Annotated in this window: 22 protein-coding genes, 1 tRNA gene and 1 pseudogene; 17 read left to right on the top strand and 7 right to left on the bottom strand. The window is 62.1% G+C overall.

The window, feature by feature from the left end; all coding sequences use genetic code 11:
* From F0Q04_RS13725 to F0Q04_RS13710, 4 genes are all read left to right on the top strand, one after another.
* Window positions 1-3246, top strand: a complete 3246-nt coding sequence (locus F0Q04_RS13725; RefSeq protein ID WP_182341347.1) for an efflux RND transporter permease subunit — start codon at window positions 1-3, stop codon at window positions 3244-3246.
* 21 nt (window positions 3247-3267) lie between these two features.
* Entirely contained in the window at window positions 3268-4788 is a 1521-nt protein-coding gene (locus tag F0Q04_RS13720; protein WP_182341344.1) for an efflux transporter outer membrane subunit, read from the top strand.
* Window positions 4789-4952: 164 nt separating this feature from the next.
* Window positions 4953-5029 (top strand) — tRNA-Pro (locus F0Q04_RS13715).
* 149 nt (window positions 5030-5178) lie between these two features.
* Complete coding sequence (locus tag F0Q04_RS13710) at window positions 5179-6000, top strand: DUF1624 domain-containing protein (RefSeq protein WP_182341341.1); 822 nt, start codon at window positions 5179-5181, stop codon at window positions 5998-6000.
* Window positions 6001-6022: 22 nt separating this feature from the next.
* Here F0Q04_RS13710 and F0Q04_RS13705 read toward each other — a convergent pair whose 3' ends face one another.
* A complete protein-coding gene (locus F0Q04_RS13705) occupies window positions 6023-7144 on the bottom strand; it encodes a site-specific integrase (protein ID WP_182341338.1) in 1122 nt (373 codons plus the stop codon).
* Window positions 7145-7247: 103 nt separating this feature from the next.
* On the opposite strand from F0Q04_RS13705, the gene F0Q04_RS13700 reads away from it, so the two are divergent.
* Entirely contained in the window at window positions 7248-8333 is a 1086-nt protein-coding gene (locus tag F0Q04_RS13700) for a DNA-binding protein (RefSeq protein WP_182341335.1), read from the top strand.
* A gap of 360 nt (window positions 8334-8693) precedes the next feature.
* Here the strand turns inward: F0Q04_RS13700 and F0Q04_RS13695 are convergent, their stop codons facing one another.
* On the bottom strand, window positions 8694-9140 hold the full coding sequence (locus tag F0Q04_RS13695; protein WP_182341332.1) for a ribonuclease HI family protein: 447 nt from the start codon (window positions 9138-9140) through the stop codon (window positions 8694-8696).
* Between the two features lie 221 nt (window positions 9141-9361).
* On the opposite strand from F0Q04_RS13695, the gene F0Q04_RS13690 reads away from it, so the two are divergent.
* The 5 genes from F0Q04_RS13690 (at window position 9362) to phnX (ending at window position 15538) form a co-directional block, all read left to right on the top strand.
* Window positions 9362-10396 (top strand): putative 2-aminoethylphosphonate ABC transporter substrate-binding protein, encoded by a 1035-nt coding sequence (locus tag F0Q04_RS13690; protein ID WP_116925662.1) that lies wholly within the window; start codon window positions 9362-9364, stop codon window positions 10394-10396.
* 137 nt (window positions 10397-10533) lie between these two features.
* Window positions 10534-11628, top strand: coding sequence for a putative 2-aminoethylphosphonate ABC transporter ATP-binding protein (locus F0Q04_RS13685; protein ID WP_198424372.1), 1095 nt, complete (start codon window positions 10534-10536; stop codon window positions 11626-11628).
* Between the two features lie 81 nt (window positions 11629-11709).
* Window positions 11710-13431: a putative 2-aminoethylphosphonate ABC transporter permease subunit gene (locus tag F0Q04_RS13680; protein WP_182341330.1), complete on the top strand. Its 1722-nt coding sequence runs from the start codon at window positions 11710-11712 to the stop codon at window positions 13429-13431.
* A gap of 44 nt (window positions 13432-13475) precedes the next feature.
* Entirely contained in the window at window positions 13476-14609 is a 1134-nt protein-coding gene (locus F0Q04_RS13675) for a TIGR03364 family FAD-dependent oxidoreductase (RefSeq protein WP_182341327.1), read from the top strand.
* 92 nt (window positions 14610-14701) lie between these two features.
* A complete protein-coding gene (gene phnX / locus F0Q04_RS13670) occupies window positions 14702-15538 on the top strand; it encodes a phosphonoacetaldehyde hydrolase (protein ID WP_182341325.1) in 837 nt (278 codons plus the stop codon).
* A gap of 102 nt (window positions 15539-15640) precedes the next feature.
* Here the strand turns inward: phnX and ggt are convergent, their stop codons facing one another.
* The gene (ggt, locus tag F0Q04_RS13665) at window positions 15641-17641 is read right to left on the bottom strand and encodes a gamma-glutamyltransferase (protein ID WP_182341322.1); all 2001 of its coding nucleotides are present in this window, start codon (window positions 17639-17641) and stop codon (window positions 15641-15643) included.
* 564 nt (window positions 17642-18205) lie between these two features.
* Between ggt and F0Q04_RS13660 the strand changes: the two genes are divergently transcribed.
* The 7 genes from F0Q04_RS13660 (at window position 18206) to F0Q04_RS13630 (ending at window position 23369) form a co-directional block, all read left to right on the top strand.
* Complete coding sequence (locus tag F0Q04_RS13660; RefSeq protein WP_182341319.1) at window positions 18206-18520, top strand: hypothetical protein; 315 nt, start codon at window positions 18206-18208, stop codon at window positions 18518-18520.
* Window positions 18517-19485, top strand: a complete 969-nt coding sequence (locus tag F0Q04_RS13655) for a replication initiation factor domain-containing protein (RefSeq protein WP_182341316.1) — start codon at window positions 18517-18519, stop codon at window positions 19483-19485. Before F0Q04_RS13660 ends, F0Q04_RS13655 begins: the two co-directional genes overlap by 4 nt.
* 2 nt (window positions 19486-19487) lie before the next feature.
* Window positions 19488-19802, top strand: coding sequence for a hypothetical protein (locus F0Q04_RS13650; RefSeq protein WP_182341313.1), 315 nt, complete (start codon window positions 19488-19490; stop codon window positions 19800-19802).
* 331 nt (window positions 19803-20133) lie between these two features.
* Window positions 20134-20367: a major capsid protein gene (locus tag F0Q04_RS13645; protein WP_182341310.1), complete on the top strand. Its 234-nt coding sequence runs from the start codon at window positions 20134-20136 to the stop codon at window positions 20365-20367.
* A 1053-nt stretch (window positions 20368-21420) separates the two neighbouring features.
* Window positions 21421-21951 (top strand): virulence factor TspB C-terminal domain-related protein, encoded by a 531-nt coding sequence (locus F0Q04_RS13640; RefSeq protein ID WP_182341307.1) that lies wholly within the window; start codon window positions 21421-21423, stop codon window positions 21949-21951.
* Window positions 21952-21954: 3 nt separating this feature from the next.
* Window positions 21955-22254, top strand: a complete 300-nt coding sequence (locus F0Q04_RS13635; protein ID WP_182341304.1) for a DUF2523 domain-containing protein — start codon at window positions 21955-21957, stop codon at window positions 22252-22254.
* Window positions 22251-23369 carry a zonular occludens toxin domain-containing protein gene (locus F0Q04_RS13630; protein WP_182341301.1) on the top strand — a complete coding sequence of 373 codons (1119 nt, stop codon included), beginning with the start codon at window positions 22251-22253 and terminating at the stop codon, window positions 23367-23369. Before F0Q04_RS13635 ends, F0Q04_RS13630 begins: the two co-directional genes overlap by 4 nt.
* Before the next feature lie 677 nt (window positions 23370-24046).
* Here the strand turns inward: F0Q04_RS13630 and F0Q04_RS13625 are convergent.
* The 4 genes and pseudogenes from F0Q04_RS13625 to F0Q04_RS13610 all read right to left on the bottom strand — a co-directional run bounded on the left by F0Q04_RS13625 (window position 24047) and on the right by F0Q04_RS13610 (window position 26338).
* Window positions 24047-24307, bottom strand: coding sequence for a hypothetical protein (locus tag F0Q04_RS13625; RefSeq protein ID WP_182341298.1), 261 nt, complete (start codon window positions 24305-24307; stop codon window positions 24047-24049).
* Window positions 24308-24386: 79 nt separating this feature from the next.
* Window positions 24387-24911 carry a hypothetical protein gene (locus F0Q04_RS13620; protein WP_182341295.1) on the bottom strand — a complete coding sequence of 175 codons (525 nt, stop codon included), beginning with the start codon at window positions 24909-24911 and terminating at the stop codon, window positions 24387-24389.
* A gap of 340 nt (window positions 24912-25251) precedes the next feature.
* Window positions 25252-25338: pseudogene (locus F0Q04_RS24330) on the bottom strand (tripartite tricarboxylate transporter substrate-binding protein); the annotation flags it as partial.
* 49 nt (window positions 25339-25387) lie between these two features.
* Window positions 25388-26338, bottom strand: a complete 951-nt coding sequence (locus F0Q04_RS13610) for a 2-hydroxyacid dehydrogenase (RefSeq protein WP_116925644.1) — start codon at window positions 26336-26338, stop codon at window positions 25388-25390.
* Window positions 26339-26395 lie beyond the last annotated feature (57 nt).

Below are 26395 nucleotides of genomic sequence, written 5' to 3'. Positions count from 1 at the left end.
ATGAATTTATCCCGATTTTTCATCGACCGCCCGATCTTTGCGGGCGTGCTGTCGCTGCTGATCTTTCTGGCAGGGCTGATCGCCATGCGGGCCTTGCCCATCTCGGAGTACCCCGAGGTGGTACCACCCTCGGTGGTGGTGCGCGCCCAGTACCCCGGCGCCAACCCCAAGGTGATCGCCGAAACCGTGGCCACGCCGCTCGAAGAATCCATCAACGGTGTCGAAGGCATGCTCTACATGGGCAGCCAGGCCACCACCGATGGCGTGATGACCCTGACCGTGACCTTCAAGCTGGGCACCGACCCGGACAAGGCCCAGCAGCTGGTGCAAAACCGCGTCTCGCAAGCCGAGCCGCGCCTGCCCGAAGAAGTGCGCCGCCTGGGCGTGACGACAGTTAAGAGTTCGCCCGACATCACCATGGTTGTCCATATGGTCTCGCCCAATGGCCGCTATGACATCGATTACCTGCGCAACTACGCCGTGCTCAATGTCAAGGACCGCCTCGCGCGTATCCAGGGCGTCGGCCAGGTGCAGATCTTTGGCGGTGGCGATTACTCGATGCGTGCCTGGCTCGACCCGCAAAAGGTGGCGCAACGCGGCCTGTCGGCCAGCGATGTGGTCGCCGCCATCCGCGGCCAGAATGTGCAAGCCGCTGCCGGCGTCGTCGGTGCATCGCCCGGTCTGCCCGGCGTGGACACGCAGCTGTCGATCAACGCCCAGGGGCGCCTGTCCAGCACTGAAGAGTTTGGCGACATCATCGTCAAGACCGGCTCGGACGGTGCGGTGACGCGCCTGCGCGACATTGCCCGCCTGGAGTTGGGCGCGGCAGATTACTCGCTGCGTTCGCTGTTGAACAACGAACCGGCCGTCGGTATGGGCGTGTTCCAGGCCCCGGGCTCCAATGCGCTCGAGATCTCGGAAAACGTGCGCAACACCATGGCCGAGCTGCAAAAGAACATGCCCGAAGGCGTGGAGTTCCGCATCGCCTATGACCCGACCCAGTTCGTGCGCGCCTCCATCGACTCGGTGATCCACACCTTGCTCGAAGCCATCGCGCTGGTCGTGGTCGTCGTGATTGTGTTCCTGCAGACCTGGCGCGCCTCCATCATTCCGCTGCTGGCCGTACCGGTATCGGTCGTGGGAACGTTCGCCGTTTTGCACCTGCTGGGCTTCTCGATCAATGCGCTCAGCCTGTTTGGCTTGGTGCTGGCCATCGGTATCGTGGTCGATGACGCGATCGTCGTGGTCGAGAACGTCGAGCGCAACATTGAAGCGGGGCTGAGCCCGCGTGAAGCCACCTACCAGGCGATGCGCGAAGTCTCGGGCCCGATCATTGCGATTGCGCTGGTGCTGGTCGCGGTGTTTGTGCCGCTGGCTTTTATCAGTGGTCTGACCGGCCAGTTCTACAAGCAGTTTGCGGTGACGATCGCCATCTCCACAGTGATCTCGGCCATCAACTCGCTGACCCTGTCGCCGGCGCTGGCAGCGCTGCTGCTCAAGGGCCATGACGAGCCCAAGGATGCGCTCACCCGTGGCATGGACCGTGTGCTGGGTGGCTTCTTCCGCCGCTTCAATGCCGTCTTCCACCGTGGCTCGGAAGCCTACAGTGGCGGCGTGCGCCGCGTGATTGGCCACAAGGCCGGCATGTTTGTGGTCTACCTGGCGCTTGTCGGTGCCACCTGGGGCCTGTTCCATATGGTGCCCGGCGGCTTTGTGCCGGCGCAGGACAAGCAGTACCTGGTCGGTTTTGCCCAGCTGCCCGATGGCGCAACCCTGGACCGCACCGAAGACGTGATCAAGCGCATGGGCGATATCGTCAAAGACAACCCCAATGTGCAGGACGCCATCGCCTTCCCCGGTCTGTCGATCAATGGTTTCACCAACAGCTCGAACTCCGGCATCGTGTTTGTCTCGCTCAAGCCCTTTGCCGAGCGCACCCGCGCCGACCAAAGCGGTGGCGCCGTGGCCGGCCAACTGAACCAGGCCTTTGGCCAGATCCAGGACGCCTTTATCGCCATGTTCCCGCCGCCCCCCGTGTCGGGCCTGGGCACCACGGGCGGCTTCAAGCTGCAGATCGAGGACCGGGCGTCGCTCGGCTACGAAGCGATGGACGGCGCGGTCAAGGCCTTCATGGCCAAGGCCTACCAGACGCCTGAGCTGACCGGCATCTTCTCGAGCTGGCAGGTCAATGTGCCCCAGCTCTTTGCCGATATCGACCGCACCAAGGCGCGCCAGCTCGGTGTGCCGGTGACCGACATCTTCGAGACCCTGCAGATCTACCTGGGCAGCCTGTATGCCAATGACTTCAACCAGTTTGGCCGCACCTACAGCGTGCGGGTTCAGGCGGATGCGGGATTCCGCGCCCGTGCCGAAGATGTGGGCGCGTTGAAGGTGCGCTCGACCACCGGCGAGATGGTGCCGCTGTCGGCGCTGATGAAGCTCGAGCCCAGCTTTGGCCCTGAGCGTGCGATGCGCTACAACGGCTTCCTGTCTGCCGACGTCAATGGCGGCCCCGCCCCCGGTTTCTCGTCGGGCCAGGCGCGCGAAGCGGTAGAGCGCATTGCTGCCGAGACCTTGCCGCAGGGCATCAGCTTTGAATGGACGGAGCTGACCTACCAGGAAATCCTGGCGGGCAATTCGGCAGCGCTCGTCTTTCCGCTGGCTATCTTGCTGGTGTTCCTGGTGCTCGCTGCGCAGTATGAAAGCCTGACCTTGCCGCTGGCGATTGTGCTGATCGTGCCGATGGGGCTGCTCGCCGCCATGACCGGTGTCTGGCTCTCGCATGGCGACAACAATGTGTTCACCCAGATCGGCCTGGTGGTGCTGGTGGGGCTGTCAGCCAAGAACGCCATCTTGATTGTGGAGTTTGCCCGTGAGCTGGAGTTTGCCGGACGCACCCCCGTGCAAGCCGCGATTGAGGCGAGCCGCCTGCGTTTGCGCCCCATCCTGATGACCTCGATGGCCTTCATCATGGGCGTGCTGCCGCTGGTGCTGTCCAAGGGCGCCGGTGCCGAGATGCGCAGCGCCATGGGTGTGGCGGTGTTTGCCGGGATGATTGGTGTGACCGCGTTTGGTCTTTTCCTGACCCCCGTGTTCTATGTACTGCTGCGCAAGCTCGCAGGCAACCGCCCGCTCAAGCAGCATGGCGCCCATGTGGCTCCGATCACGACGCCGGTGCCAGCCCCCGTGCATGGCGCAGGCTCGGGCCAACCCATCTTGGCCGCGGCGCGCGGACATGACGAATAAGAGAAGAACAACATGCAAAAAATGACCCTATTTACCCATGCCAACGCCGGGCGGGGCCCGGTGGGCCAAAGCCTGCGCCGCGCGCTGGCCCCCCTGCGCTTGAAACTGCTCACGCCGCTGGCGGCGGCCCTGCTGCTGGCCGGTTGCGCAACCGCGCTGCCGCCTGCTGTACAAAACGCTGGCGTGCCGGTGCCCGCCGCTTTCAGCACAGCGCAGGACCAGGCCTCCTGGACCACGGCGGCCCCGGCCGAGGCCCAGCCCCGGGGCGCCTGGTGGCTGGCCTTTGGCGATGCCGAGCTGACCCAGCTGGTCGAGCGCGCAGCGGACGCCAACACCGATGTGCAAACGGCCGCAGCCCGCCTGGCAGAGGCCCGGGCGCTGCTGCGCTCGGCCGATGCCCAGCGCCTGCCGCAAGTGGGCGTCTCCGGCGGCGCGGCGCGCCAGGCCGGTGCCAACACCAGCAATGGTTTGCAGCCGGCGACCTTGGTGACGGCCGGGCTCAACCTGTCCTACGAGGTCGACCTGTTTGGCCGTCTCTCGCAAGCCAGCCAAGCTGCCCAGCTTGACGCCGATGCCCGTGCCGCCTTGCTGCAAAGCACGCGGCTGATGGTGCAGTCCGATGTGGCGCAGACCTATCTGCAGCTGCGCGCGCTGCAAACCGAGCAGCAGCTGGTGCAGCAAAGCCTGTCCGCCTACCGCGACACCTTGCGCTTGATCCAGCGCCGCTTTGACGCGGGCGACGCCGCCGAGCTGGAGGTGGTGCGCATGCAAAGCGAGGTGTCGGCGACCGAGTCCGAGGCCTTGGCCTTGGAACGCCAGCAGGCAACACTCAGCAATGCGCTGGCAGTGCTGGTGGGCGAGGTGGCGACCGGCTTTGTGCTGCCCGCTGCCCAGGGCGAGGTGCGCTTGCCGGTGATCCCGGCAGGTGTGCCAGGCACCGTGCTGGCCCGCCGGCCCGATGTGTCGGCCGCGCAAGCCAGCGTGCTGGCCGCACAGGCCCGCGTGGGCGTGGCGCAAGCGGCCTGGTTTCCGGCGATCACCTTGACCGGCAATGGCGGCTTTGCCTCGCCCGACCTGGGCGACCTGTTCAAATGGTCGGCCCGCTCCTGGGGCCTGGGCGCGCTGCTGTCGCTGCCGCTGTTTGACGGCGGCCAGCGCGAGGCGCAGGAAGAGGGCGCCAAGGCCCGGCTGGAAGCGGCAGTGGCGGCCCAGCGCGGCCAGGTGCTGGGGGCCTTTCGCGAGGTGGAAGACCAGCTGAGCAGCCTGCGCCTGCTGCAAGGCCAAGCCACGGTGCTGGGCCAGGCCGTGCAGTCGGCCGAGCGCGCCACGCACCTCTCCGATGTGCGCTACCGCAACGGCCTGGTCAGCCAGCTCGAACTGCTCGACGCCCGCCGCAACGAGCTGCGCAACCGGCGCCAGGCGCTGCAGGTGCGCACCGCCCAGTACACGGCCACCATTGCGCTCATTCGCGCACTGGGCGGCAGCTGGGACAGCGCGCCGCTGGCAGAGAACGGCGCAGCCAGCGCCAAGGCAGCAGGTTAAGCGGCGGTCGCCACCGGCCACCATCCGGGCTGCGTTGCCGTAGCAAGGCGGGGGCCTGTGGCGCAAATCGCAGGAGCTGACACCCGGCTTGCGTAGCGCAACGAGAAGATCAGTTCTGATTTCTCCAAACGCGCTCCAAAATCGGGTTACAATAGATGCTTAGTCGGAGCGTAGCGCAGCCTGGTAGCGCATCTGCTTTGGGAGCAGAGGGTCGTGAGTTCGAATCCCACCGCTCCGACCATTATTTAAAAGCCTGTTGCATGCAAATGCGACAGGCTTTTTCATATTGGAATCTTTGAAAACGGTGGCTGGGTTTGCTGCTTGCCAGCAACGCCAGGCAGCAGCTGCGGTGCAGATGTGGCACGATAGCGCAGCCTCCATCATTGACCTATGCCCACCCAGTTCCACCCTGTCACCTACGCCGATTCAAAGCCCCGCGCGCCGCGCGATCGCTGGGACCACCTGGATGTGCTGCGAGGCCTGGCAATGGTCTGGATGACGGTCTTCCACCTCTGCTTTGATCTGAGCCACCTGCAGCTGTGGCGCCAGGATTTCTACCACGACCCTGTCTGGACCTGGCAGCGCAGCGCCATTGTCAGCCTGTTCCTGCTGTGCGCAGGCCTGGCCCAAGCCGCAGCCCAGAGCAAGCAGACCAGCGCCACCCGGTTTTACCAGCGCTGGGCGCAGGTAGCGGGCTGCGCGCTGCTGGTCAGCGCCGGCTCCTACCTGGTGTTTCCCAACAGCTTTATCTATTTTGGCGTGCTCCATGGCATGGCCGTGATGCTGCTGCTACTGCGCCTGCTGCATGGCTGCAGTGACCGTCTGCTGCTGTGCCTGGCGATGCTTTGCATGCTCGCGCCAGGCCTCTACCACTATGCCGCCAGCAGCTTGCCTGCCGCGCTTGTCGAGTGGCTCAACACTAAGCCGCTCAGCCCCTTGGGCTTGGTGACGCGCAAGCCCGCGACCGAGGATTTTGTTCCGATCCTGCCTTGGTTGGGCGTGATGCTGCTGGGCTTGAGCGTTGGCCGCCAACAGATGGCCAAGCCCGGTGCCTGGCTGCAGGCCTACCTGGCGCGGCCTGCGCAAAGCTGGGCCAGCCGCAGCCTCGCCTGGCTGGGGCGCCACAGCCTGCCTTACTACATGCTGCACCAGCTGGTGCTGCTGGGCGGTTTGATGCTGCTGGTGCTGCTGCTGCCTACCGCACTGGATTGACCCAAGGCACTGCGCTGCAGGCTCAGTCGGCCTGCGGGTCATCAAGCAGGCGCGCTGCCTTGTTGGCCAGAGGCGCCTCGGCGCGGAAATAGCCCAGCACCGTCGCCGCACTTTGGTGGCCGGTCATCGCCATCGTGTCGGCCAGCGCCATGTTCTGCCGGCCCGCTTCGGTCACAAAGCCCGAGCGCAGCGAGTGCGCAGAAAAATCCCCCTCAACCCCCGCGAGCGCGCAGCGCTCCTTGACGATGTTGTTGACCGACAGCGCGCTCAGTGCCGAGTCGCCCACCAGGCCATTCTTGAACACGCGTCTAAATATCGCGCCCTCACGGATGCCCGAGCCCTCCAGCCACTGGGCGAGCGCCGCACCGGCCACGCCAACGACGGGCTTGAAGTTCTCCGGCCGGGCGGATCCGCTCTGGTTGGTTTTGGATAGGCGCAGGTCATAGAGGTACTGGCCCGGGCCCATGCTCTGCAGCCATTCCATGCGCGCGTCCGCCACCTCTGATCTCCGGCGCCCACCGCTAGCCCAGGCAAACAGTAGCAAGGCGCGGTCACGCCGGCCTTTGAGACTTTCATCGCAGGTGGCCAGCAGCTGCTCCAGCAAGGGGCGGGTGAGGGCGGCCTTTTTCTGCTCCAGCATGCCCCGGCGCGCATAGGCCTTGCGCAGGTGCTGCAGTGCCTCGCGCACTTCCGTGCTGTGGCAGGGATTGGGCAGGGCCTGGTGGCTGTGCGCCTTGGATAGCACCGCAATCCGGTGCACCAGGGTGGAATGCGCCAATGATCCCCGTTTTCCCTTGAAGCCAAGTTGCACCAGCTGCGCGTCCAGCGCCGGCGGCAGGCCCGACTGCGCGCCTTGCGCGCCCAGGTGCTCGCCGTGGTCAGCCACAAACTGCAGCACCACATTGGCCGGCAGCGGCAGGGCAATGGCCTGGCCATAGCGCAACCAGTACCAGGCGGCCCAGTAGCGCAGCGCCCCTTGGTAGCTGTTGGTGGTGTTTTCAGAGGCAGCCTCCAGCCGCAGCGCATGTAATGCGTCTTGCGCCGATGCGGACAGCAGCTCAGGCTGCAATGGCGCGGCGCCAGGCGGCGCTGCGGGCAGCAAATCCGTATCTACCGGTATAGGAAGTGGTATGTAAGACTTCATATTAATTAAATATTACATGCTATGTATGATATATTACATACAACAGACGAATTACTTGCGATAACAATCTCTTATCGATAGTAATCGGAAAAGGGGTCAAAAAATGGAAATGTCGCGTGCCACGCGCAGCGTGCAAAAAGAAGATGTCTGGCAGGCGGCCGATGCGCTGCTGCTAGAGGGCAAACGGCCGACGATTGAGCGGGTGCGCCAGAAGATCGGCCGGGGCTCGCCCAATACGGTAAGCCCCATGCTGGAGGCCTGGTTTGCGACCTTGGGGCCGCGCCTGGGAGCGGGAGGCGGGGGCAGCGCCCTCAATGGCGAGCCTGATAGCGCTCTCGGCAACGGCTTGCCGCCCGTGCTGGTGCAGGCGCTGCAACAGGTCTGGGAGCAGGTGCAAGCGCAGGCATCGCAAGCGGCCGATGCGCTGTTGGAGCCCGTGCGCGAGGATCTGCAGGCGCAGCAGCAAGCGTTAGACGACGCTCAGCAAGCCCTGGCGCAAGAGCGCAGCCTGATGGCCCAGCAACGCGCCGCCACCGAGCAGGCGCTCGCCGTAGCCCATGCCCAGATCAAGATGCAAAGCGGGCGCCTGGCTGATCTGGAGCAGGCCGGCCGGCAAAAAGACCAGTTTGCCGCCACCCAGCAGCAGCGCCTGCAGGCGCTGGAGCAGGAGCTGTTTGCCAACCGCAAAGCCCGCGATGAGGCCGACCTGGCCCATGCCGAGCAGCTGCGGGAGCTGCAGCACAGCACCCAGCTGCAGCAGCACAGGGCATTGCAAGAGCTCGACCGCGCACGCCAGGAGACCAAGCAGGCAATGGCGGCCCAGCGCGCCGAGCAAGAAAAGCTGGCCAAGCTCGAAGCCCAATGGCAGCAAGACCGCCAGACCCTGCAGGGCCAGCGTGAGCAGCAAGCCGCGCAGCTGCAGCAGGCGCAGGCCCAGGTGCAGCAGTTGCAGCACCAGCTGCAGAGCGCGCAAGCAGCACATGCGCAGGCCATGGCGCTCCAAAGCCACCAGCATGAGACTGCGCTCGCCCAGCTGCGGCTGGAGCAGGCCCAGGCGGGCAGGGCGGGGGATACAGTCGCCGCAGCAGACACTGGAGCAGGCAACGGCCGCCGCCCCATGCGCAGCGTGCCGCCAGCGGCCCGGCCCCTGCGCAGGCTGCCAGGCTCGCGCCTGCGCGGCAAAAACTAGCCCGTCTGCGCTGCGGGTCTCGCCTCAGAACCTTTTCAAAGTGTCTACGCAACCGCGTTGGAGTGCAATCGGGATGAGTTTGAAGGGTCAGCGCGAAGAAATCGCCCGATTTCACTCCAACCCACAGGGACAGTGGCTTTGCGCTGCCCGGGAAGGGGCGCCCGGCTAGGGAGCGGTATGCGTTGTTGCAAATCCTCGCAATAGCTGGGCTATTGCTGCGGTATTGCGCGGCTGGGCGCCCCCCTCGCATCCCATCTCGCAAAGACACTGTCGCGGCGCGAGGAGACTTTGAACAGGTTCTTAGGCCAGCCTCAACCAGATCAATCCAGCTAAGGCCAGATAAAACACCATCAGACCGGATCAGGCCATGCTGGTCATCGCTGCTGCATCTACCGCATCGTCTGCCGGTGCCGCTTCACCGCGCGCCAAGGCATCGGCTACGGTGTTCTTGTGGCGCGGCACCCAGCGCACCTCCAGCTGTGCAAAGCCAGCACGCAGAGAACGGGCCTGTTCATACAGTGCAGCCAGGCGGGCAATCGGCTTGGCGGCGGGCTCTGCCATTTGCGCGGCCAGAATGCTGCTGTCGGTGTGCAGTAGCACCTCGCGTGCGCCCATGCCTTGCAGCCATTGAAGGGCATGGATGGCGGCCAGTGCTTCGGCCTCGTTGTTGCAGCCGGTATGGCCTACTGCCTGGCTAAAGCGGTGGCTCGCCCCATCGGGCGCATAGGCAATGCCGCCAATGCGCATGCGCCCCGGGTTGGGCAGGGCGCTGCCGTCGATATAGGCGATCCAGGTGGCTGATGTCATGCGAACAGCATAAAGTGGCGCCCAATCCAGCGCAGGGCCACCGGGAATGGCGGCCTTCAGGCGCAGGATGGCAGGCCACTGTAGCGCCTGCGATACAGCCCAAATGCCTCGTCAATATGACGAGCGCCTGTGTCATCCAAGATTCGCCAATCCGCCATGCCATTGTCACAAAGGCTTCCGATACTCCATCGATCCTATTAACCCAGGCGAGAGAGTACGCAATGAAGAACTGGAAAAAGCTGGTGGCTGCAGCTGCCGCCATGGCAGCAACGGGCCTGGTGTATGCCCAAAAGACGGAACTGACGGTCTACACGGCGCTCGAGATGGACCAGCTCAAGGCTTACGAGACGGCCTTCAACAAGAACCATCCCAACATCGCGCTGAAATGGGTGCGTGACTCGACCGGCGTTATCACCGCCAAGCTGCTGGCCGAAAAAGCCAACCCCAAGGCCGATGTGATCATGGGCGTGGCGGCATCGAGCCTGGCGATTTTCGACAAGAACGACATGCTCCAGGGCTATGCCCCCAAGGGCCTCGACGCCATCACGGCCAAGTACCGCGACAGCAAGAACCCACCCAGCTGGGTCGGTATGGATGTGTTTGGCGCCACCATCTGCTTCAACACCGTCGAAGCCAAGAAGCGCAACATCCCCATGCCCACCAGCTGGCAAGACCTGACCAAGCCCGAGTTCAAGGGCCAGGTGGTGATGCCCAACCCCGCCTCGAGCGGCACCGGCTACTTTGACGTCGCTGCCTGGCTGCAGCTGTTTGGCGACGACAACGGCAACGGCGGCGGCTGGAAGTACATGGATGCGCTGCACGAGAACATTGCGCAGTACACCCACTCGGGCTCCAAGCCCTGCAACATGGCCGCCCAGGGCGAGTATGTCGCCGGTATCTCGTTTGAATACCGCGCGCACGCCAACAAGGCCAAGGGCGCCCCCATCGAGTTGGTGTTCCCCAAGGAAGGCCTGGGCTGGGATCTGGAAGGCATCAGCATCTACAAGGGCACCAAGCAAGCCGATGCCGCCCAGAAGCTGGTGGACTGGGCCGTGAGCAAGGAGGCGATGGAGCTGTACGGCAAGAACTTTGCCGTCACCGCCATGCCCGGCGTCGCCCCCAAGCTGGCCAATATTCCTGCCGACTATGAGTCGCGCCTGATTCCGCTGGACTTCTCCAAGATGGCCGACAGCCGCGAGCGCGTGCTGGCCGAGTGGACCAAGCGTTACGACGCCAAGAGCGAGGCCAAGAAGTGAGTGACAGGGAGACAGCACGTTTGCCAGTAGCGCAGGGCCAGGCGGCGCAGACCACGCCCGTGCGCGATACCTCGTATGCATTCGAGTCCGCCGAGCAGGGCTTGCGCCGTGGCCGCGAAGAAGGCGGCCCGCCCTTTTTGGAGATTCGCCATCTGCACAAGTCCTACGGCAGCTTTACCGCCTTGCAGTCGATCAACCTGCAGATTCGCCGTGGCGAGCTGGTGTGCTTTCTGGGCCCCTCGGGCTGCGGCAAGACCACCTTGCTGCGCGCGATTGCCGGGCTCGAAGCCCAGACCAGCGGCGAGATCTGGCAGGACGGCAAGAACATCTCCCAACTGCCTGCTTCCCAGCGGGACTACGGGATCGTCTTCCAGTCCTATGCGCTGTTTCCCAATCTGACGGTCGCCGACAACGTGGCCTATGGCCTCGTCAGCCAGCGCCAACCCAAGGCCCTGGTGGCCCAGAAGGTGCAAAGCCTGCTGGATACCGTGGGCCTGTCGGTCAGTGGCGGCAAGTACCCGGCCCAGCTGTCGGGTGGCCAACAGCAGCGCGTGGCCCTGGCCCGTGCGCTGGCCATGTCGCCCGGCCTGCTGCTGCTCGATGAGCCTCTGTCCGCCCTGGACGCCACCGTGCGCGTGCACCTGCGCAACGAGATCCGGGCGCTGCAGCAGCGCCTGTATGTCACCACCATCATGGTCACGCATGACCAGGAAGAGGCGATGGCCATGGCCGATCGCGTTGTGGTGATGAACCATGGCGTGGTCGAGCAAGTGGGCACGCCCCGCGACATCTACCAACGCCCGGCCACCCCGTTTGTGGCCGAGTTCATCGGCAAGGCCAACAAGCTGCAGGCCCTGGCCGCCGGCAATGGCGGCATCACCTTGGCAGGCCACAAGCTGTACTGCCCGCAGGCGCCGCGCATGAGCCCCGGCGAAAGCCTGCATGTCTACCTGCGGCCAGAAGACTGCAGCGTGCATGACTGCACGGCCATGCCGCCCATCGGCAGCGCGCCTGCGCCCAATGGCGCGCCGGTGCTCACCGGTGTCGTCGAGCAGCTGGAGTTTCTCGGAGCGCTGTGCATCGTCCATGTCGATGTGCAGCGCCTACCCGAGCGCCATGTGCAGCTGCAGCTGAGCCCGGCGCAGTGCCTGCAGCTCGATATCCAGGTGGGCCGCTGGTTGCAGTTTTCCATCCATGCGCAGCAGTTGAAGATTTTTGCCCAGGCCGCCTGAGCCCGGCCGTTGCCCTGGCAAGCGCCGGGGCAGGGGCCGCTCGCGGCCATGTCCCCGGTCACGGGGCCTTACCGACACACTATGACCTCATCCGTTTCAGCGCCCGCAGCGCTCCCCCGCCATACCGGCCTGCATGCAGCGCCCAGTGACCGCATCGCGCAACTGGCGCTGGTCGCCATCACTGCGCTGCTGCTGCTTGGCCTGTTGGCACCGCTGGCCGCCTTGCTGGGCCAGGCCTTTGCGCCCACCTCGGCTGACGACGGCTCGGCCTTCATGCGCTTTGTGCGCTATTTCCAGTCGCCCGCGCTGCTGGGCAGCCTCTGGAACAGCCTGTGGGTATCGCTGGTGGTCACCGCCGTGGTGATCCCGCTCGCCTTTGGCTTTGCCTATGCCATCACGCGCTCGGGCATCCGCGCCAAGGTTCTGCTGCGCAGCATCAGCCTGCTGCCGTTGCTGGCTCCGTCGCTGCTGTCTGCCATCTCGCTGATCTACTGGTTTGGCAACCAGGGCGTGCTCAAGTCCGTTCTCAATGCGCTGGGCTTTGAGAGCATCTACGGCGCGCCCGGTATCGTGCTGGCCCAGTGCTTTGCCACCTTTCCGCATGCGCTGATGATCCTGATCACCGCACTGGCCCTGGGCGACCAGCGCCTCTACGAGGCCGCCACCGCGCTGGGAGCGAGTCGCACGCGCCAGTTCTTGACTGTGACCTTGCCGGCGGCGCGCTACGGCGTGGTCTCAGCCGCGCTCGTGGTGTTCACCTTGGTGATCACTGATTTCGGTATCCCCAAGGTAATCGGCGGCAATTTCAACATGCTCGCCACCGATGTGTTCAAGCTGGTGATCGGCCAGCAGGATTTCCAGCGTGGCGCCGTCGTGGCCTTGCTGCTGCTGCTGCCGGCCGTCATCACCTATGCGATTGACCGCCAGGTGCAGAAAAAGCAGACCGCGGTGCTGACCGCGCGCGCCGTGGTGCTGCAGCCCAGCCGCCATGCCGCCACCGACCGCTTTTGCAGCCTGCTGTGCTGGACGCTGGCCGCGCTGATGCTGGCCATGTTCGGCATGGCCATCTTTGCGTCGCTGGTGCAGTTCTGGCCGTACCAGCTGGGCCTGACCCTGAGCCACTACACCAGCGGCCTGGTCGATGCCGGCGTGGATACTGCCGTCTTCAACAGCCTGACCATGGCTGCGAGCGCTGCGGTGGCCGGGCCCATCGTGGTCTTCATGGGCGCCTATCTGCTGGAAAAAACCAAGGGCATGCCTGCGCTGCGCCCGGTGCTGCGCATGCTGGCCATGCTCCCCATGGCCGTGCCCGGCCTGGTGCTCGGCCTGGGCTATATCTTCTTTTTCAATGCCCCCGGCAACCCGCTGAACTTTCTGTACCAGACCATGCCCTTGATGGTGCTGTGCACGGTGATGCACTACTACACCACCGGCCACATGACCCTGGTGACGGCGCTCAAGTCGATTGATGGCGAGTTTGAATCGGTCAGCGCCTCGCTCAAGGTGCCGTTCTACCGCACCTTGTGGAAGGTGACCCTGCCGATGTGCCTGCCGGCCTTGCTGGAGGTCTCGCGCTACTTCTTTGTGGCCGCGATGACCACGATCTCGGCCGTCGTCTTCCTCTACTCGCCAGAAACGCGCCTGGGCGCGGTTGCGATCCTGAACCTGGATGAGGCCGGCGACATGGCCGCTGCCGCTGCGATGGCGGTGATGATTGCCGCGATCAGCTGCGTGGTGACCGTGCTCTACCAGGCGCTGGGCTGGTGGTTGAACAAGCGCACGCAGGCTTGGCGCAAGCGCTGATCGCGTGGATGGACAAGATGATTCGAGAACCAGGAAAGACAGGAATGACGGTGGGAAGCACAAGTTTTGATGTGATGGTGGTGGGTGCAGGCATTGTGGGCCTCGCCCATGCCTATGAGGCGGCGCGCCGGGGCCTTAAGGTCTGCGTGGTCGACCGGGATGCCGCCTGTGTGAGCGCATCGATCCGCAATTTTGGCTTTGTGACGGTGACCGGCCAGGGGGCAGGGGACACCTGGCGCCGTGCGCGCCATGCGCGCGACGTCTGGGCCGAGCTTGCGCCCAAGGCCGGTATCACTGTGCAGCACCAGGGCCTGAACCTGGTGGCCACACGCGACAAGGCGCTGGATGTGTTGCAGGCCTTTATGCACACCGAGATGGCCCAGAGCGTGAACTGCGCACTATGGAGCCCCGAAGAAGCCGCCCGCCACGCACCCGAGCTGCGGCTGGACCAGGCCAAGGCCGTGTTGCACAGCCCCATTGACCTGCGGGTCGAATCGCGCGACGCAATCGCCCAGCTGACGCGCTGGCTGGCCGAGCAGATGCAAGTCACCTTCCGCTTTGGCGAAGCGGTGTGGGAGGTGGCCACGCCCAAGGTGGTGACATCCAAGGGCCAGCTGCATGCCGAGCGCGTGGTGGTCTGCACCAATGCCGACATCCATGGCCTTTACAGCGAGCTGTTTGCCAAACACCAGGTGCAGCTGTGCCAGCTGCAGATGCTGCGCGTGCAGCCGGCTGGCGATCTGCGCCTGAACGCATCGGTGATGGGCGACCTGAGCCTGGTGCGCTACCACGGCTACAGCAAGCTGCCCGAGGCCCGCGCCTTGCTTGAGCAACTGCAGCAGGAAGAGGGCGAGAGCCTTGCCCATGGCATCCACCTGATCGTGGTGCAGAGCGCCGACGGCAGCCTGGTGGTCGGCGATTCGCACCACTACGGCGCCTCCGTCCAGCCCTTTGCGCAGGACGAGGTCGATGCCCTGATGCTGCGCCACATGCGCGAGGCATTGAATATCGACGACTTCCGCATTACCGAGCGCTGGCTGGGCATCTACCCTTCGGCCCCACGCACGGACTGCTTTATCGAGGCGCCGGACGCTGCCACCCGCGTAGCCATCGTCACCAGCGGCACGGGCGCGAGCACCGGCTTTGGCGTGGCGCACGACACCTTTGCCCATTGGTAAGGGTTGCCGGGCACGCAGAACGACACATCTCTTGTATAGACAGCCCCAACGCGGACCCTGGCCAGTGGCCGGGCCAAGGGGCAGAGGACACCATGACGAATTTTCACAACCCCCAACGCGTACAAGCCGTTGTTTTTGACTGGGCCGGCACCATTGTCGACTTTGGCTCACGCGCGCCTATGGGCGCCTTTGTGCAGCTGTTCCAGGATTTCGGCATCGAGATCAGCATTGCCCAGGCCCGGGGCCCTATGGGTTCGGCCAAATGGGACCATATTGCGGCGCTGTGCCAACTGCCCGAGGTGGCAGCCCAGTGGGAGCGCCGCTATGGCAAGCCGGTGTCCAGCAGCGATATCGACCATCTCTACGAGGTGTTCACGCCGATGAACGCGCGCGTGGTCGGAGACTTTGCCGAATTTATCCCTGGCGCGCTCGAAGTCGTCAACCGCCTGCGGCTCGATGGCATCAAGATCGGCAGCACCACCGGCTACAACCGCCCAATCATGGATGTGCTCGAGCCCATCGCAGCCCGCGCCGGCTACGCGCCAGACAACATCGTCTGCGCCGGCGACCTGGCCGCTGGCCGCCCCAGCCCCTTGATGATGTACCGCTGCTTTGCCGATCTGGGCATCTGGCCGGCCTCGACCGTGGTCAAGGTGGACGACACCAGTGTGGGCATTGCCGAAGGGCTGAATGCCGGTTGCTGGACGGTCGGTGTGGCCGTCAGCGGCAATGCCAATGGACTGTCCCTGCCCGAATGGCAGGCACTGAGCTCGGACGCGCAATCAGAGATCCGCAGCACTGCGAGCGAACAGCTGCGCAGCGCCGGCGCCCATTTTGTGATCGACAGCGTGGCTGACCTGCTGCCAGTGATCGAGCAGATCAACCAGCATCTGCAGCGCCAGGAGCTGCCCGCACACACTGCCGCTTGATGCGCTAATCAGATAAGCGCCAAGAGCAGGGCGCCAACCAGCAAAAAAGCCGCCGCGGGCATCAACCCACAGCGGCTTTTTGACGATGGTGAAACCCGAGGCTTACTTGGCCTTGTAGGTATCGCCCAGCACCACACCTTCACGGCGTGGATCTGCGCCACCGCTCAGGCGGGCTTCGCCTGCTGCATTGGCGGTGCGAATCACGGTGCCCACACCGCTGGACTGCGCATTGACCGACACGGTATGCCCCATGGCGCGCAGTGCCAGCACCAGCGGATCGTTGTCACCGCTGTTGGTGGCATTGATGTTGGGGTGCTCGCCGCCCAGGTTGGTGGTGCGGCTGTTGGAGGCGCCAAAGTTCACCAGGTTGGTGGCTTGCTGCGCATCGAGGCCCCAGTCCAGTGCGCCCACCAGGGTCTTGGTCACGAACTGGATGATGGTGGCACCGCCAGGCGAGCCAGTAGCCATTTTGAAGGCGCCAGGTTGGCCGTCCGCCGTGGCTTCAAACACCAGCGTGGGCGCCATCGAGCTGCGTGGGCGCTTGCCCGCTTCCACCTTGTTGGCGATCGGCAGACCATCGGCCGAGGTGGGCGCGGCGGAGAAGTCGGTCAGCTGGTTGTTCAGGATAAAGCCCTGGGTCATGTGGTAGGAGCCCATGCCCGCTTCCACCGTCGTGGTCATGCTCACCACGTTGCCCTTGCCGTCGACGATGGTCATGTGCGTGGTACCCGCTTCGGTCACCTTGCCCACGCCCAGACGGGTGTTGCCAAACTGGCCGGCAGTCGCGGTGCCCATGCTCTGGGTGGGCGAGATCAGCGCGGCGCGCGACTTCAGGTAGCTCTTGTCCAGCAAGGTGCTGTAGAGCGGGCCGGGCAGGGGGGTGAAGTCGGTGTCGGCCACATACATGTCGCGGTCGGCATAGGCCATGCGCTCGGCTTCGCTCACCAGGTGCACGCCCATGGCGGTGGGCTTGCCGCCTTCGACATCCAGCGCGGTGGGCTTGTGGGGGGCCAGGTCAAAATTCTCCAGCACACCCATGGCCTGGGCCACGGCAATACCGCCGGATGACGGTGGTGGCATGCCGCAGATCACATACTTGGCACGGTAGGTGGTGCAGACGGCATCACGCTTCTTGGCCTGGTAGCCGGCCAGATCGGCCAGCGTGGTCACGCCAGGGGTGATGGGCGCGCCAGTCGTGACGTTCTGGGTCACGGCAATCTTGTCGACAATGCCTTGTGCCACCGATCCGGTGTAGAACGCATCGGCACCGCCGGTCGCCATCTTCGTCAAAGTGGCTGCGTAAGCGGGGTTCTTGAAGGTTTCACCCAGGCCCTTGGTCGAGCCATCGGCGTTGAAATACAGAGCCAGCGCATCGGCATCGGCCTGCAGCGCGGTCTTGGCACCGGCCAGCGCATCGGACATGCGGCCGCTGATCTTGAAGCCATTGGTGGCCAGGTCAATGCCGGGCTGGATCAGGTCCTTCCAGGGTTTGGCACCGTGGTCCTTGTGGGCCAGGTCCAGCATGCGCACGGCGCCAGGCGTGCCGATGGAGCGGCCGCTGGCACGGGCGCTGGGCAGTGGCGTGGTTTGTGTGCTGCTGTCGATATAGCGCAGGTAATCGGGTGTCGCGGCCGCAGGGGCTGTTTCGCGGCCGTCGTAGGCCGTTACCTTCTTGGTCGCTGCATCGTAGTACAGCATGAAGGCGCCACCACCAATGCCGCTGGACTGGGGCTCGACCAGACCCAGCACCATCTGCACGGCCACTGCGGCATCGACGGCCGAGCCGCCGGACTTCAGCACTTCACAACCGGCCTTGGACGCCAGAGGATTGGCCGTCACCACCATGTACTTATGGCCTTCGACGACCTTCTTGCCGGTGCGGTAACCCGAAGCCAGCTCGGGGAACGAAGGATCGCCAGGCAGACCGGAGCCCACCACTACCGAGCCGTCCGACGTGCCAGCTTCGCAAGCGGTGCTCACCAGGTCTTCTTTGTCGTTGTGGCTGGAGCCGCCGCAGGCGGTCATCGTCAGCGCGACGATCGCTGCCAATGCGGCCATGCTGTAGCGCGCAGGTACGGCGCCCAGCGATTTTTCGTTTTTCATATAACTTTTCCTTGGATCAATTGACAGGAAATTGTCTTAGCAAAACGAATCATCGAAAGGCTGTATGAGCCGTGGTTAACCCTCGGTTTGGCAACAAATTGACCGCCTTGCCCAGGCGGGGCGAGTAGATGGTTCCTGGTTCGGTGCTGGTCTGTTGGCTAGGCAGAAATATGACTTAACATAATATACATCGTATCAACTCAATGGCCGGGCTTGCGTGGGCTGAAACGCCAGCGAGTGCCCCGCCAGTCGCTAGCGCTAATTTTCCCAATGCACGCGCAAGTATCTGACCTTTCTTAGATCCTTCAAGCTCGTTAAGTTGGGCGATTGCTAGGAATTTAAGAGCATCAAGCCCCGCTAGCTCTGCGATAGCGGCCACATCCGCTGGCTGGGCTTTTCGTCGGCCAGCCTTCATATCAGTGATTTGAGGCTGCGGAATTCCAAGCCGTCTAGCAACTTCTGAATAACTGCCGCACGAATCCCGTGCTTTGTCAATAAGGGTTTTGGTAAGTTCTGCGTCGTACATGGGCATCCTATTTTTGGGATAGCATCCATCCAAGTTTTGTGCATCTCAAATTTGGGATGCGCATTTTTGGTACATGGCGAACTTATACCACAGGGGCAAACATGGCAGTTGGGGCTATCGAGAGCACACAGGGCGCAGCAAATGCGTGCTGGCCTGCCAATGCTTTTCACAACCGCATCCAATGGCAATCCCTGGCCGAAGGTCTTGCAAAGCAATTCGCCGATGCAGCTTGCCGTAAGGCGATGGCAGCGCCGCTGGCGGAGCGCGGCGCTGCCATGCCTATCGGCAAGTTCGCTGCGGTGATCGAATCGATCATCTTGCCAGCCCTGGCTCCACAGCAGGTGGTGGCATGAGCAGCGCGAAGCGCTCCCCCCGTCCGGTAACACGGGGGGAAAGTACCCCCAACCAATCAGCGCGGGTCGATTGGCTAAATGCCACTTTCAAGCCCGGTGAAATGACCATCGAAGGCCTGATTGTCAAGCTGTCCCAGATCATGCGCCGCCCAATTTCTGGCGTTGATGAAGGCAAGGGAATCCGGGGCTACAAGAGCAGCGTAACGCTGTTTGCCCATGTCGGCTCTCGCAAGCAGCCTATGGGCTTCATCGGCTTTGGTGGCGATGCCCAGCGTGGCACCTGGATGGTGTCCATTCCTGGCTCTGGTTGCTCACTGATCGAAGCATGGGACGAGATGCGCGACTTACTCGAAGAACTGGACGCCAGGATCACGCGCCTTGATCTGTGCGTCGATTTTCTCAACGGTGAATACACGGTAGAGGATGCAGTCGCGTTCTACCGCGCAGGCAAGTTCACATCATCCGGTCGCCCGCCTGCGACTAGCCAAGCTGGTGACTGGTTGAACGAAAGAGAGCGCACCTTGTATATCGGCAAAGCTCAAAACGGCAAAGTCCTGCGGGCCTACGAAAAAGGCCACCAGCTAGGCAACCTGCAAAGCCCCTGGACACGCTACGAAGTCCAGTTTGGTAGTCGTGATCGCGTCATCCCACTGGAAGCCCTCACCGAGCGAGACAAGTATTTTGCCGGGGCCTATCCAGTGCTTGCTGAACTGATCGACAGCGCAGCGGAAAAGATTCCTACCAAGCAAACCGAAGGTGAAACCACCCTCGCCCATTTGCTGCACCACATGCGCCGTACCTACGGCAAAACGATTGACGTTCTGTCGACCGTTGAAGGCTTTGAAATCGCGAGTCTCGTAGAGGAAGTCCGAGTAATCGGCGTGCCTCGCCGGGTCAATTTATCTAGTGTCGCGGCTGGCCCCACTTGGTCAGGGGTTTGTGACCTTGCTCGAAAGGCAGCATAAGCATGGCAGTAGAACGCAAACAGATCGTCGGCATTGAAATCATGGAAGGCACTTCCAAGAAGACCGGCAACGCATACAGCATCGGCACGGTGCACACGATGACCAAGCTCGCACCTGCAATGGGCGGTGCTGACAATGTGTCCAAGGGCTTCATGGGTGATCGCTACCAGTGTGACGCAAACATCATCCGCAAGATTCAGCATCTGCCCTTCCCTATTGCCGCAGACGTTACCACCGAAGACGTTATGCGCTTCGGCAAGCGTGAATCCATCGTCACCGATATCGTTCCGACCGAAGTCGTCAAGAAGCAAGCCTAAGCGCGATGAAAACCATGCTTTTGCTTCTGCTGGCCTTGACCCTGGTTAATACCTTGCTCCTGGCTCGCCTTGTCGTGGGGCAGCCGGTTGAGCAGGTGCCAGTAGTGCAAAGGCTGGTGCTGTGATGGCTCAACAAGTCATCGTCTGCGATCAAGCCTGCACGATCACTGTGCAGCACGAAATAACGACTCCACTGCTGGACTTAGACCCAGCAGCTGGGGCAGCAATCGCGGGCGCCGTCCTCGCGGTGTGGGCAGTTGGGTTCGCCTTTCGGGCGCTCATACAAGTGCTCAAAACTAATGACGGATCAACCAATGAAAGTGAGTGAGATATGAGCAAGTTCGCAATCGCCCGTCTGGGTCAAAAAGCAAAGCTGGTCGCTCTGGCCGCAACCGCTGGTGCGCTGACCATTGCGCAGCCTGCCATGGCAGAAGTCATCGACGTCGCTGCTGTCGTGACCGACGTGAAGGCCCAGATTGGCGCTGTGGTGCTGCTGGGTGGCGCTGTGCTGTTGGTGTATGCCGCAGTCAAGGCGTTCAAGTGGGTCCGCTCGGCAATGTCCTAAACCTGGACTGCGAGTCCCCAGACCGGCCGGCTGGGGCCTTTGCAAAAGCGCATGCAACGTGCGTTTCTTCAAAGGGGTTCATATGGGCTTGTTCGTCATCATTGCAGTATTGGGGGCGGCATGGCTCGTTTTTACCGCTTAGCATTTTTGATTGCCGCTCTGCTATTTCTGGGTAGCGCGCGTGCGGCGGTCCCTCCTGAACAAGTTGATCGTTGCAATCCAACAAATTACCCAATACCCACTAAGGGCTGGGAGACAGTGACCGGAGCAACGTGGGTTTGTGGGGGGCCTCTCGCGGATTTTGGGGCTAACACATGCGGCTGGTACGGCAAGACGGCGGGTGGTAGTGGTAAGGCTGGGCCGATGTGTCAAAAGGGGGATTTCATACAGCAATGTCCTGCTAATTCAAATTCGGATGGTAAGGGCGCCTGTATTTGCGCTACTAATTACGAGGAGAAGGACGGGCAGTGTGTAAAAGCGCCAATTAAATGCCCTGAAGGCCAGCACCTTGAGGGCGCTATTTGCGTTCCTGACAAATGTCCTGAGGGTCAGATTTTGAGCGCTGGTGTCTGCGTCCCTGATCCGGACATTTGCCCGGATGGTCAGAAAAAGGTCGACGGTAAGTGCCCCGAAAAGAAGTGCAAGCGCGGTGACACCATGGGTGTAATCACGTCGGCAAACATGCCAACTGCGATGTGCCATGGTGGGTGCCTGTATTCGATCGGTGCACCGCCCTATGCAACCGTCTGTGTGCCCGGTACAAGCGCTGGTTCGGCCTACTGCACGATTCAGTATGAGGGCACTGGCGATACCTGCAACGGCTCTGATTCGCCTCCGACAAAGCCGGGTGATCCTGGAACGAACCCAGGTACTGATCCCGGCACCGGCCCTGGGACTGGCCCAGGTACTGACCCTGGCACCGGTCCAGGAGGAACTGGTGGGACTGGCGGTGGTGGCACCAAGCCTTCCATGCCTGGAACTGAGCCCGATACTGAGGGCAAGTGCCCTACCGGCACCTATAAATCAGGTGGTAAGTGCTACCCCAATGAAGAGGTGAAGAAGCCTACCGATAGCGCTGGCAATTGCCCTACTGGCTACACCAAAAAAGGTGATGTCTGCATCGGCAATAAGCCACTGCCCGATAGCGACAAGGGCAAAGATTTCTGCAAAGAAAACCCAACGCTCGACTCCTGCAAAACAGGCTCGTTCGTTGGCTCGTGCACGGCGAATTTCAAGTGTGAGGGCGATGCCGTGCAATGCGCCATGGCCCGCGAGCAGCACGTGCGCAATTGCCAACTGTTTGAGACCAAAAGCCCTGAGTCTGAGCTGTACGAAAGTAGCAAGGGCAAGCAAGGCAACCAGACGGGTGATTTGCCCGGTAATGAGCTGTTCAACATGTCAGGCCGCATTGATACGTCAAATGCTTTGGGCGGCGGCAGTTGCATTACTGACCTGACTATTGAGGTGGCCAGCTCGTCCATCACGATTCCTATGTCGAGGGTGTGCCCATACCTGGGCATGCTCGGTAACGTCCTGGTGGCCGTAGCAATGCTGCTGGCCATGCGCATTCTGTTTAAGGGGTAAGCCATGCCTTTAATCGTGGCCGCAATTGGCGGCATGTTGATCAATCTGGTGGGCACGTTGGTTGGCCGTGTGTTGATCGCGCTGGGTATCAGCGTAGTGACCTACTCGGGCCTGTCCTTCACGCTCGATTGGATGAAAGCTCAAGCGGTAGCAGCTCTTGGCGGGCTGCCCGTGGAAGTGATGGGCATGCTGTCAACCATGAAAGTCGGTGTGGCCATCAGCATTGTGACTTCTGCCCTACTCGCTCGCCAAGTGCTTAACGGCCTGAGTGGCGACACCATGAAAAAGTGGGTGGGTAAATGATCTATCTGACCACTGGCGGTAATGGCGCGGGCAAAACGCTGTTTACGCTCCATGACGTGCGAGCTCAGCAGCTCAAAGAAAATCGCCCCGTCTATTTCCACGGCTTCACGGCCAATCAAATCCTGCTGGACTGGGGCTGGCAAGAGTTTGACCCAAAGAAGTGGCAAGACCTGCCTGACGGCTCGGTGTGCGTGTTTGACGAATGCCAGAATGAGTTCCCCGCAAAGATTCAGGGCGAGTTGCCTGACTACATCAACGCAGTAGCGCAGTACCGTCGCAAGCGTGGCTTTGACTTCTGGATGATTACGCCGCATCCGTCGCTGATCCATGTGAACGTGCGCCGGCTGATCGAATCGCCCAGCTGGCATCGTCACTTCAAGCGGACGTTTGGTGCCGATATGGTGTCTGAGCTGCGCTTCAACCATGCTGAGATGAGCTGCGAAAAGCCCAATGCGGGCAAGAGCGGTCAGGTCAGCATGCGGGCCTATCCGAAAGAGGTCTACGACTGGTACAAGTCCGCATCGCTGCATACCGGCAAACGCAAGCTGCCAAAGCAGCTGTGGATCTTCCTGACCTGCATGCTCGTGATACCGGTGCTGATCTACTTCGTGTGGCAACACTTCCTGAACATGGGCAAAGCTGCTGAGCCCGTTGCAAAGCCTGGGGCCGCAATGCAAGCGTCTGCCGGTGGCCCTGGAGGCGGTGCACCGGCAAGCCGGTTCATGTCCATGGCTGAGTACTTGGAATCGCGGCAAGCACGCATCCCCGATTTGCCGCATACCGCGCCTGCCTATGACGAGGTCACGAAGCCGGTGACTGCGCCTTATCCAGCTGCATGCGTGCAAGACGCCAAGCGATGCCTTTGCTACACCCAGCAAGGCACCCTGCTGCGCACGTCTGGCGAAGTCTGTTCGCAGATCGTGAAGTATGGCTACTTCATGGATTGGGACGATGGCCGGAGCAAGCGGGAAGCTCCACAACCAGTACAGCAGAAGCAACAGCAGCAGGCCGACTATCGTCCTGCCCAGCCTTACCAAAAAGCGCCTGAACTGGTCGGATTTGAAGAACGCATGGCCGCGCGTAATGCAACGGTGGTGTCAAGTCTCAAGCGTTGAGCGTGCTTATCTGAGGACAAACAGGGGCCCCGGGAACGGAGACCTTGTGTCGTAGTGGTGGGGTCGGGGTATGGGGTGACAAACCCCATGTAGACGCTAGTTCTATCTCGTGCCGCTATTTTGGTTAGCTCTCTGTTTGTACAAGTGGTTAACTTGTTGCTCCAGGCTCATTTCTGCGGGTACTCTAGCTCTGTCAATTTCGTTGAGGATGCCGCCGTTCGGTGCTGTGCATGGCTTTGCTATCCAGAATGGTCTGGCATAAACCGGGTCGCATCGATAGATTGTGACCATCGTTGCTTCGGCTAAAGCGGGTGCTGGGTTAATAACTTTTCCCTCCCTGCATGGCTCGTCGGTGTAGGTGTTTCCGCATCTGTATATCTCCTGAGCAGCAGCTTGCCCGGTGAAAAACACGCATATGGCGATTAACAGGCGCATACATTCCCTTACTGTTTGTTTGCGCGCATCCTAAGGGTTTGCGCTTTCGCAAAGCCAACAGAAAAACCCACCTTCTAGGTGGGTTTTTTGCGCTTTGATATGTTGTTTATACGTTAATTCTGTGTCTCGGAGTTAACAGTAATATACATCGTATCAATTAACTAAGGAGCTGTCTGCAGTGCTCAGCAGTACTTGCAGCTGCCATTCCTTCAGCGCCGCCTAGAACCTGCAATTTCTTGCTCTTAGCGCTCAGGCCGAATATCTGCGTCAGACTTGTCATCCTTGACCAGCACCCAACGGTAGCCCGCTGGTGCAACTGGTGGCTGCGCCGCCTGCGTCGACCTCCGGCGGTCACCCAGACTGGAGGCATTGATGCCGTTTTTGATGGCGGCCTTCAGAATCTCGTAACCGACCCACAACGAGATGATGCTGCCAACCAGCCACCACAACAGCATCCAAGCGAACTGTCGATCCATCTCCATCTGCCATCTTGCCCAGTCCATTGCGACTCCTCCTGCCGCGCAGTGTAGCTGCGTGCGGGTCTGAAACCCGCCAGCGCATGCAAGCGCTGTAACAGGAACCTCAGCACCCCGCCCGAAACTGCTGGTCTCGCGCGCTTTGCCGTTCCTCGCGGATCCATTCCATCTTGCGTGCGGTACCGCCAAATCTAGCGGCGGCATCCAGATATTCCACCCTTTGCTTGAATTCCTCGCAACGCGCTTCGTTGGATCGTACGCTGCCAGGCGCCGCCGAATGGTAGTGATGACGGGCCCGGCTAGCGCGCCGAGCATCGTCCGCCCGTTTTCGTTGGGCGATGGCCATTTGGGTCTTCCAGTCCACATTGCTCGGCACTCGGGCGCTCTCGACCAGGCCCCAACGCTCCTGCGAACAAGGCCGATCGATCCACCACAGCTCGGTTTTGTCAGGCCTTTTGCACAGGTAGATCAGCCGGGTAAGCGGCCCATCGGGATTGCTGACTGCGGGCGTCACATCAATGGTTTTGGCGTTTTTGCAGGGCTCGGCGCTATAGCTATTGCCGCAGCGGTAGACCTCTTGGGCACCGGCTGAGCCTGCGAGCAGCAGGCCCAGGGCCATCAGAAAGCGCATACATTTCCTTACGTATTCTCTGCGCGAATCCTAGCGGCTGGTTCTGCTTCCAGCATTGAAAAAGGCCTGCATACGGGCAGGCCTTTGGTGGTGGGTGAGGTCGTCACCGTATCAGCGCCCACCTCAGCTGGCATTGATACCAAAGCGCTTGATGATGTCGCCATAGACCTGGGTCTCACGGCGCATCTTCTCGGCAAACTGGGCCGATGGCATGGCGACCAAGTCGGTGCCTTGGGCGGCAAGCCGTTGGCGGGTATCGCAGCGTCTTGCCACCCAACGCGTGGCCTGGCCACCAGGATATTGGGCGACTGTGAAATGAGCACCACCGGTACAAAGCTATCAACACTGTATAGCCATCCGCCTGCGCCCTGGTCACGACCTCGGCACCGAGCAAGCCGCCCGCCCCTCCCCTGTTCTCGACGACCATGAACAGGTGATGTCAGCCGCCCCGACTTGACATTGAGTGGATTGAGTTTTTAGCGGATTAGAGAGGAGCTCTTAGCGTACAAACCGGCTAAACGCTGCAAAGTCAGTGCAATGATTTCCTCGTGGGCTTCGACCGTAAAGCCGCCACGGTGCGGCTGCAGCAAGGTGTTGGGGCTTTGAACCAGGCTATCGGGCACCTGCGGTTCGTGCTCAAACACGTCGAGGGATGCCCCGGCAATCTGGCCTGCGGCCAGCGCTTGGGCCAGCGCTTGTTCATCGACCACGCTGCCACGGCCCACATTGATCACATAACCCTGAGGGCCCAAGGCGCTCAGGATGTCGGCATTGACCAGATGCAGTGTCGCGCTGCCTCCGGGCAAGGCTAAAAACAGAAAATCCACCGCAGTGGCCAGGCTTTGCAGATCGGCATGGTGGGTATAAGGCAGCGCTTCTACTGGGCGGCGTGAGAAATAGCTGATCGGCATGTCGAAGGCGAGCAAGCGCTTGGCAATCGCCTGGCCAATCGCGCCCATGCCGGCAATGCCCACGCGCTGGCCAGCCAGGCGGCGCACCGGCTTTCGGTCAGCGCCCCATTGCAGCGCGCGCACTTCGCGGTCGGCAAAATGGATGCGCCGGGCCATCGAAATCATCATGCCAATCGCAAGCTCAGCCACGTCCACCGCATTGACGCCTGCGCCTGTCAGCACCTGAATGCCACGTGCCTGTGCGGCGGCCAAATCCACGCACTCCGTGCCCGCACCCAGGTTCAAAATGAGTTCGAGCTGGGGCAGTTGCTCCATCAAGGTCGCATCAATTGCCTGGCCGCCGCTGGTACACACCAGGGCGCGAATGCGCGGCACGTACGGTGCGAGCTGGGCCATAAAGTCCGGTGCACTGTGCAAGACCAAAGGCAGGAAGCTGTCAGGCAAGCTGGCACTGAGGTCCTGGGCCAGCCAGGGGCCGAGAATGGGCAATGGGATGGGTGTAGCGTGCAGGGTCATGGGGCGTGCGCAATTAAATGGATCAATGAACCTGCGATTGAAACCATTCAATGGCAG

The sequence above is a fragment of the Comamonas koreensis genome, from assembly GCF_014076495.1.
Lineage (GTDB): Bacteria > Pseudomonadota > Gammaproteobacteria > Burkholderiales > Burkholderiaceae_C > Comamonas > Comamonas squillarum.
The sequence above is the reverse complement of the archived record's forward strand: the minus strand, read 5'-3'. Positions and strand labels throughout refer to the sequence as shown.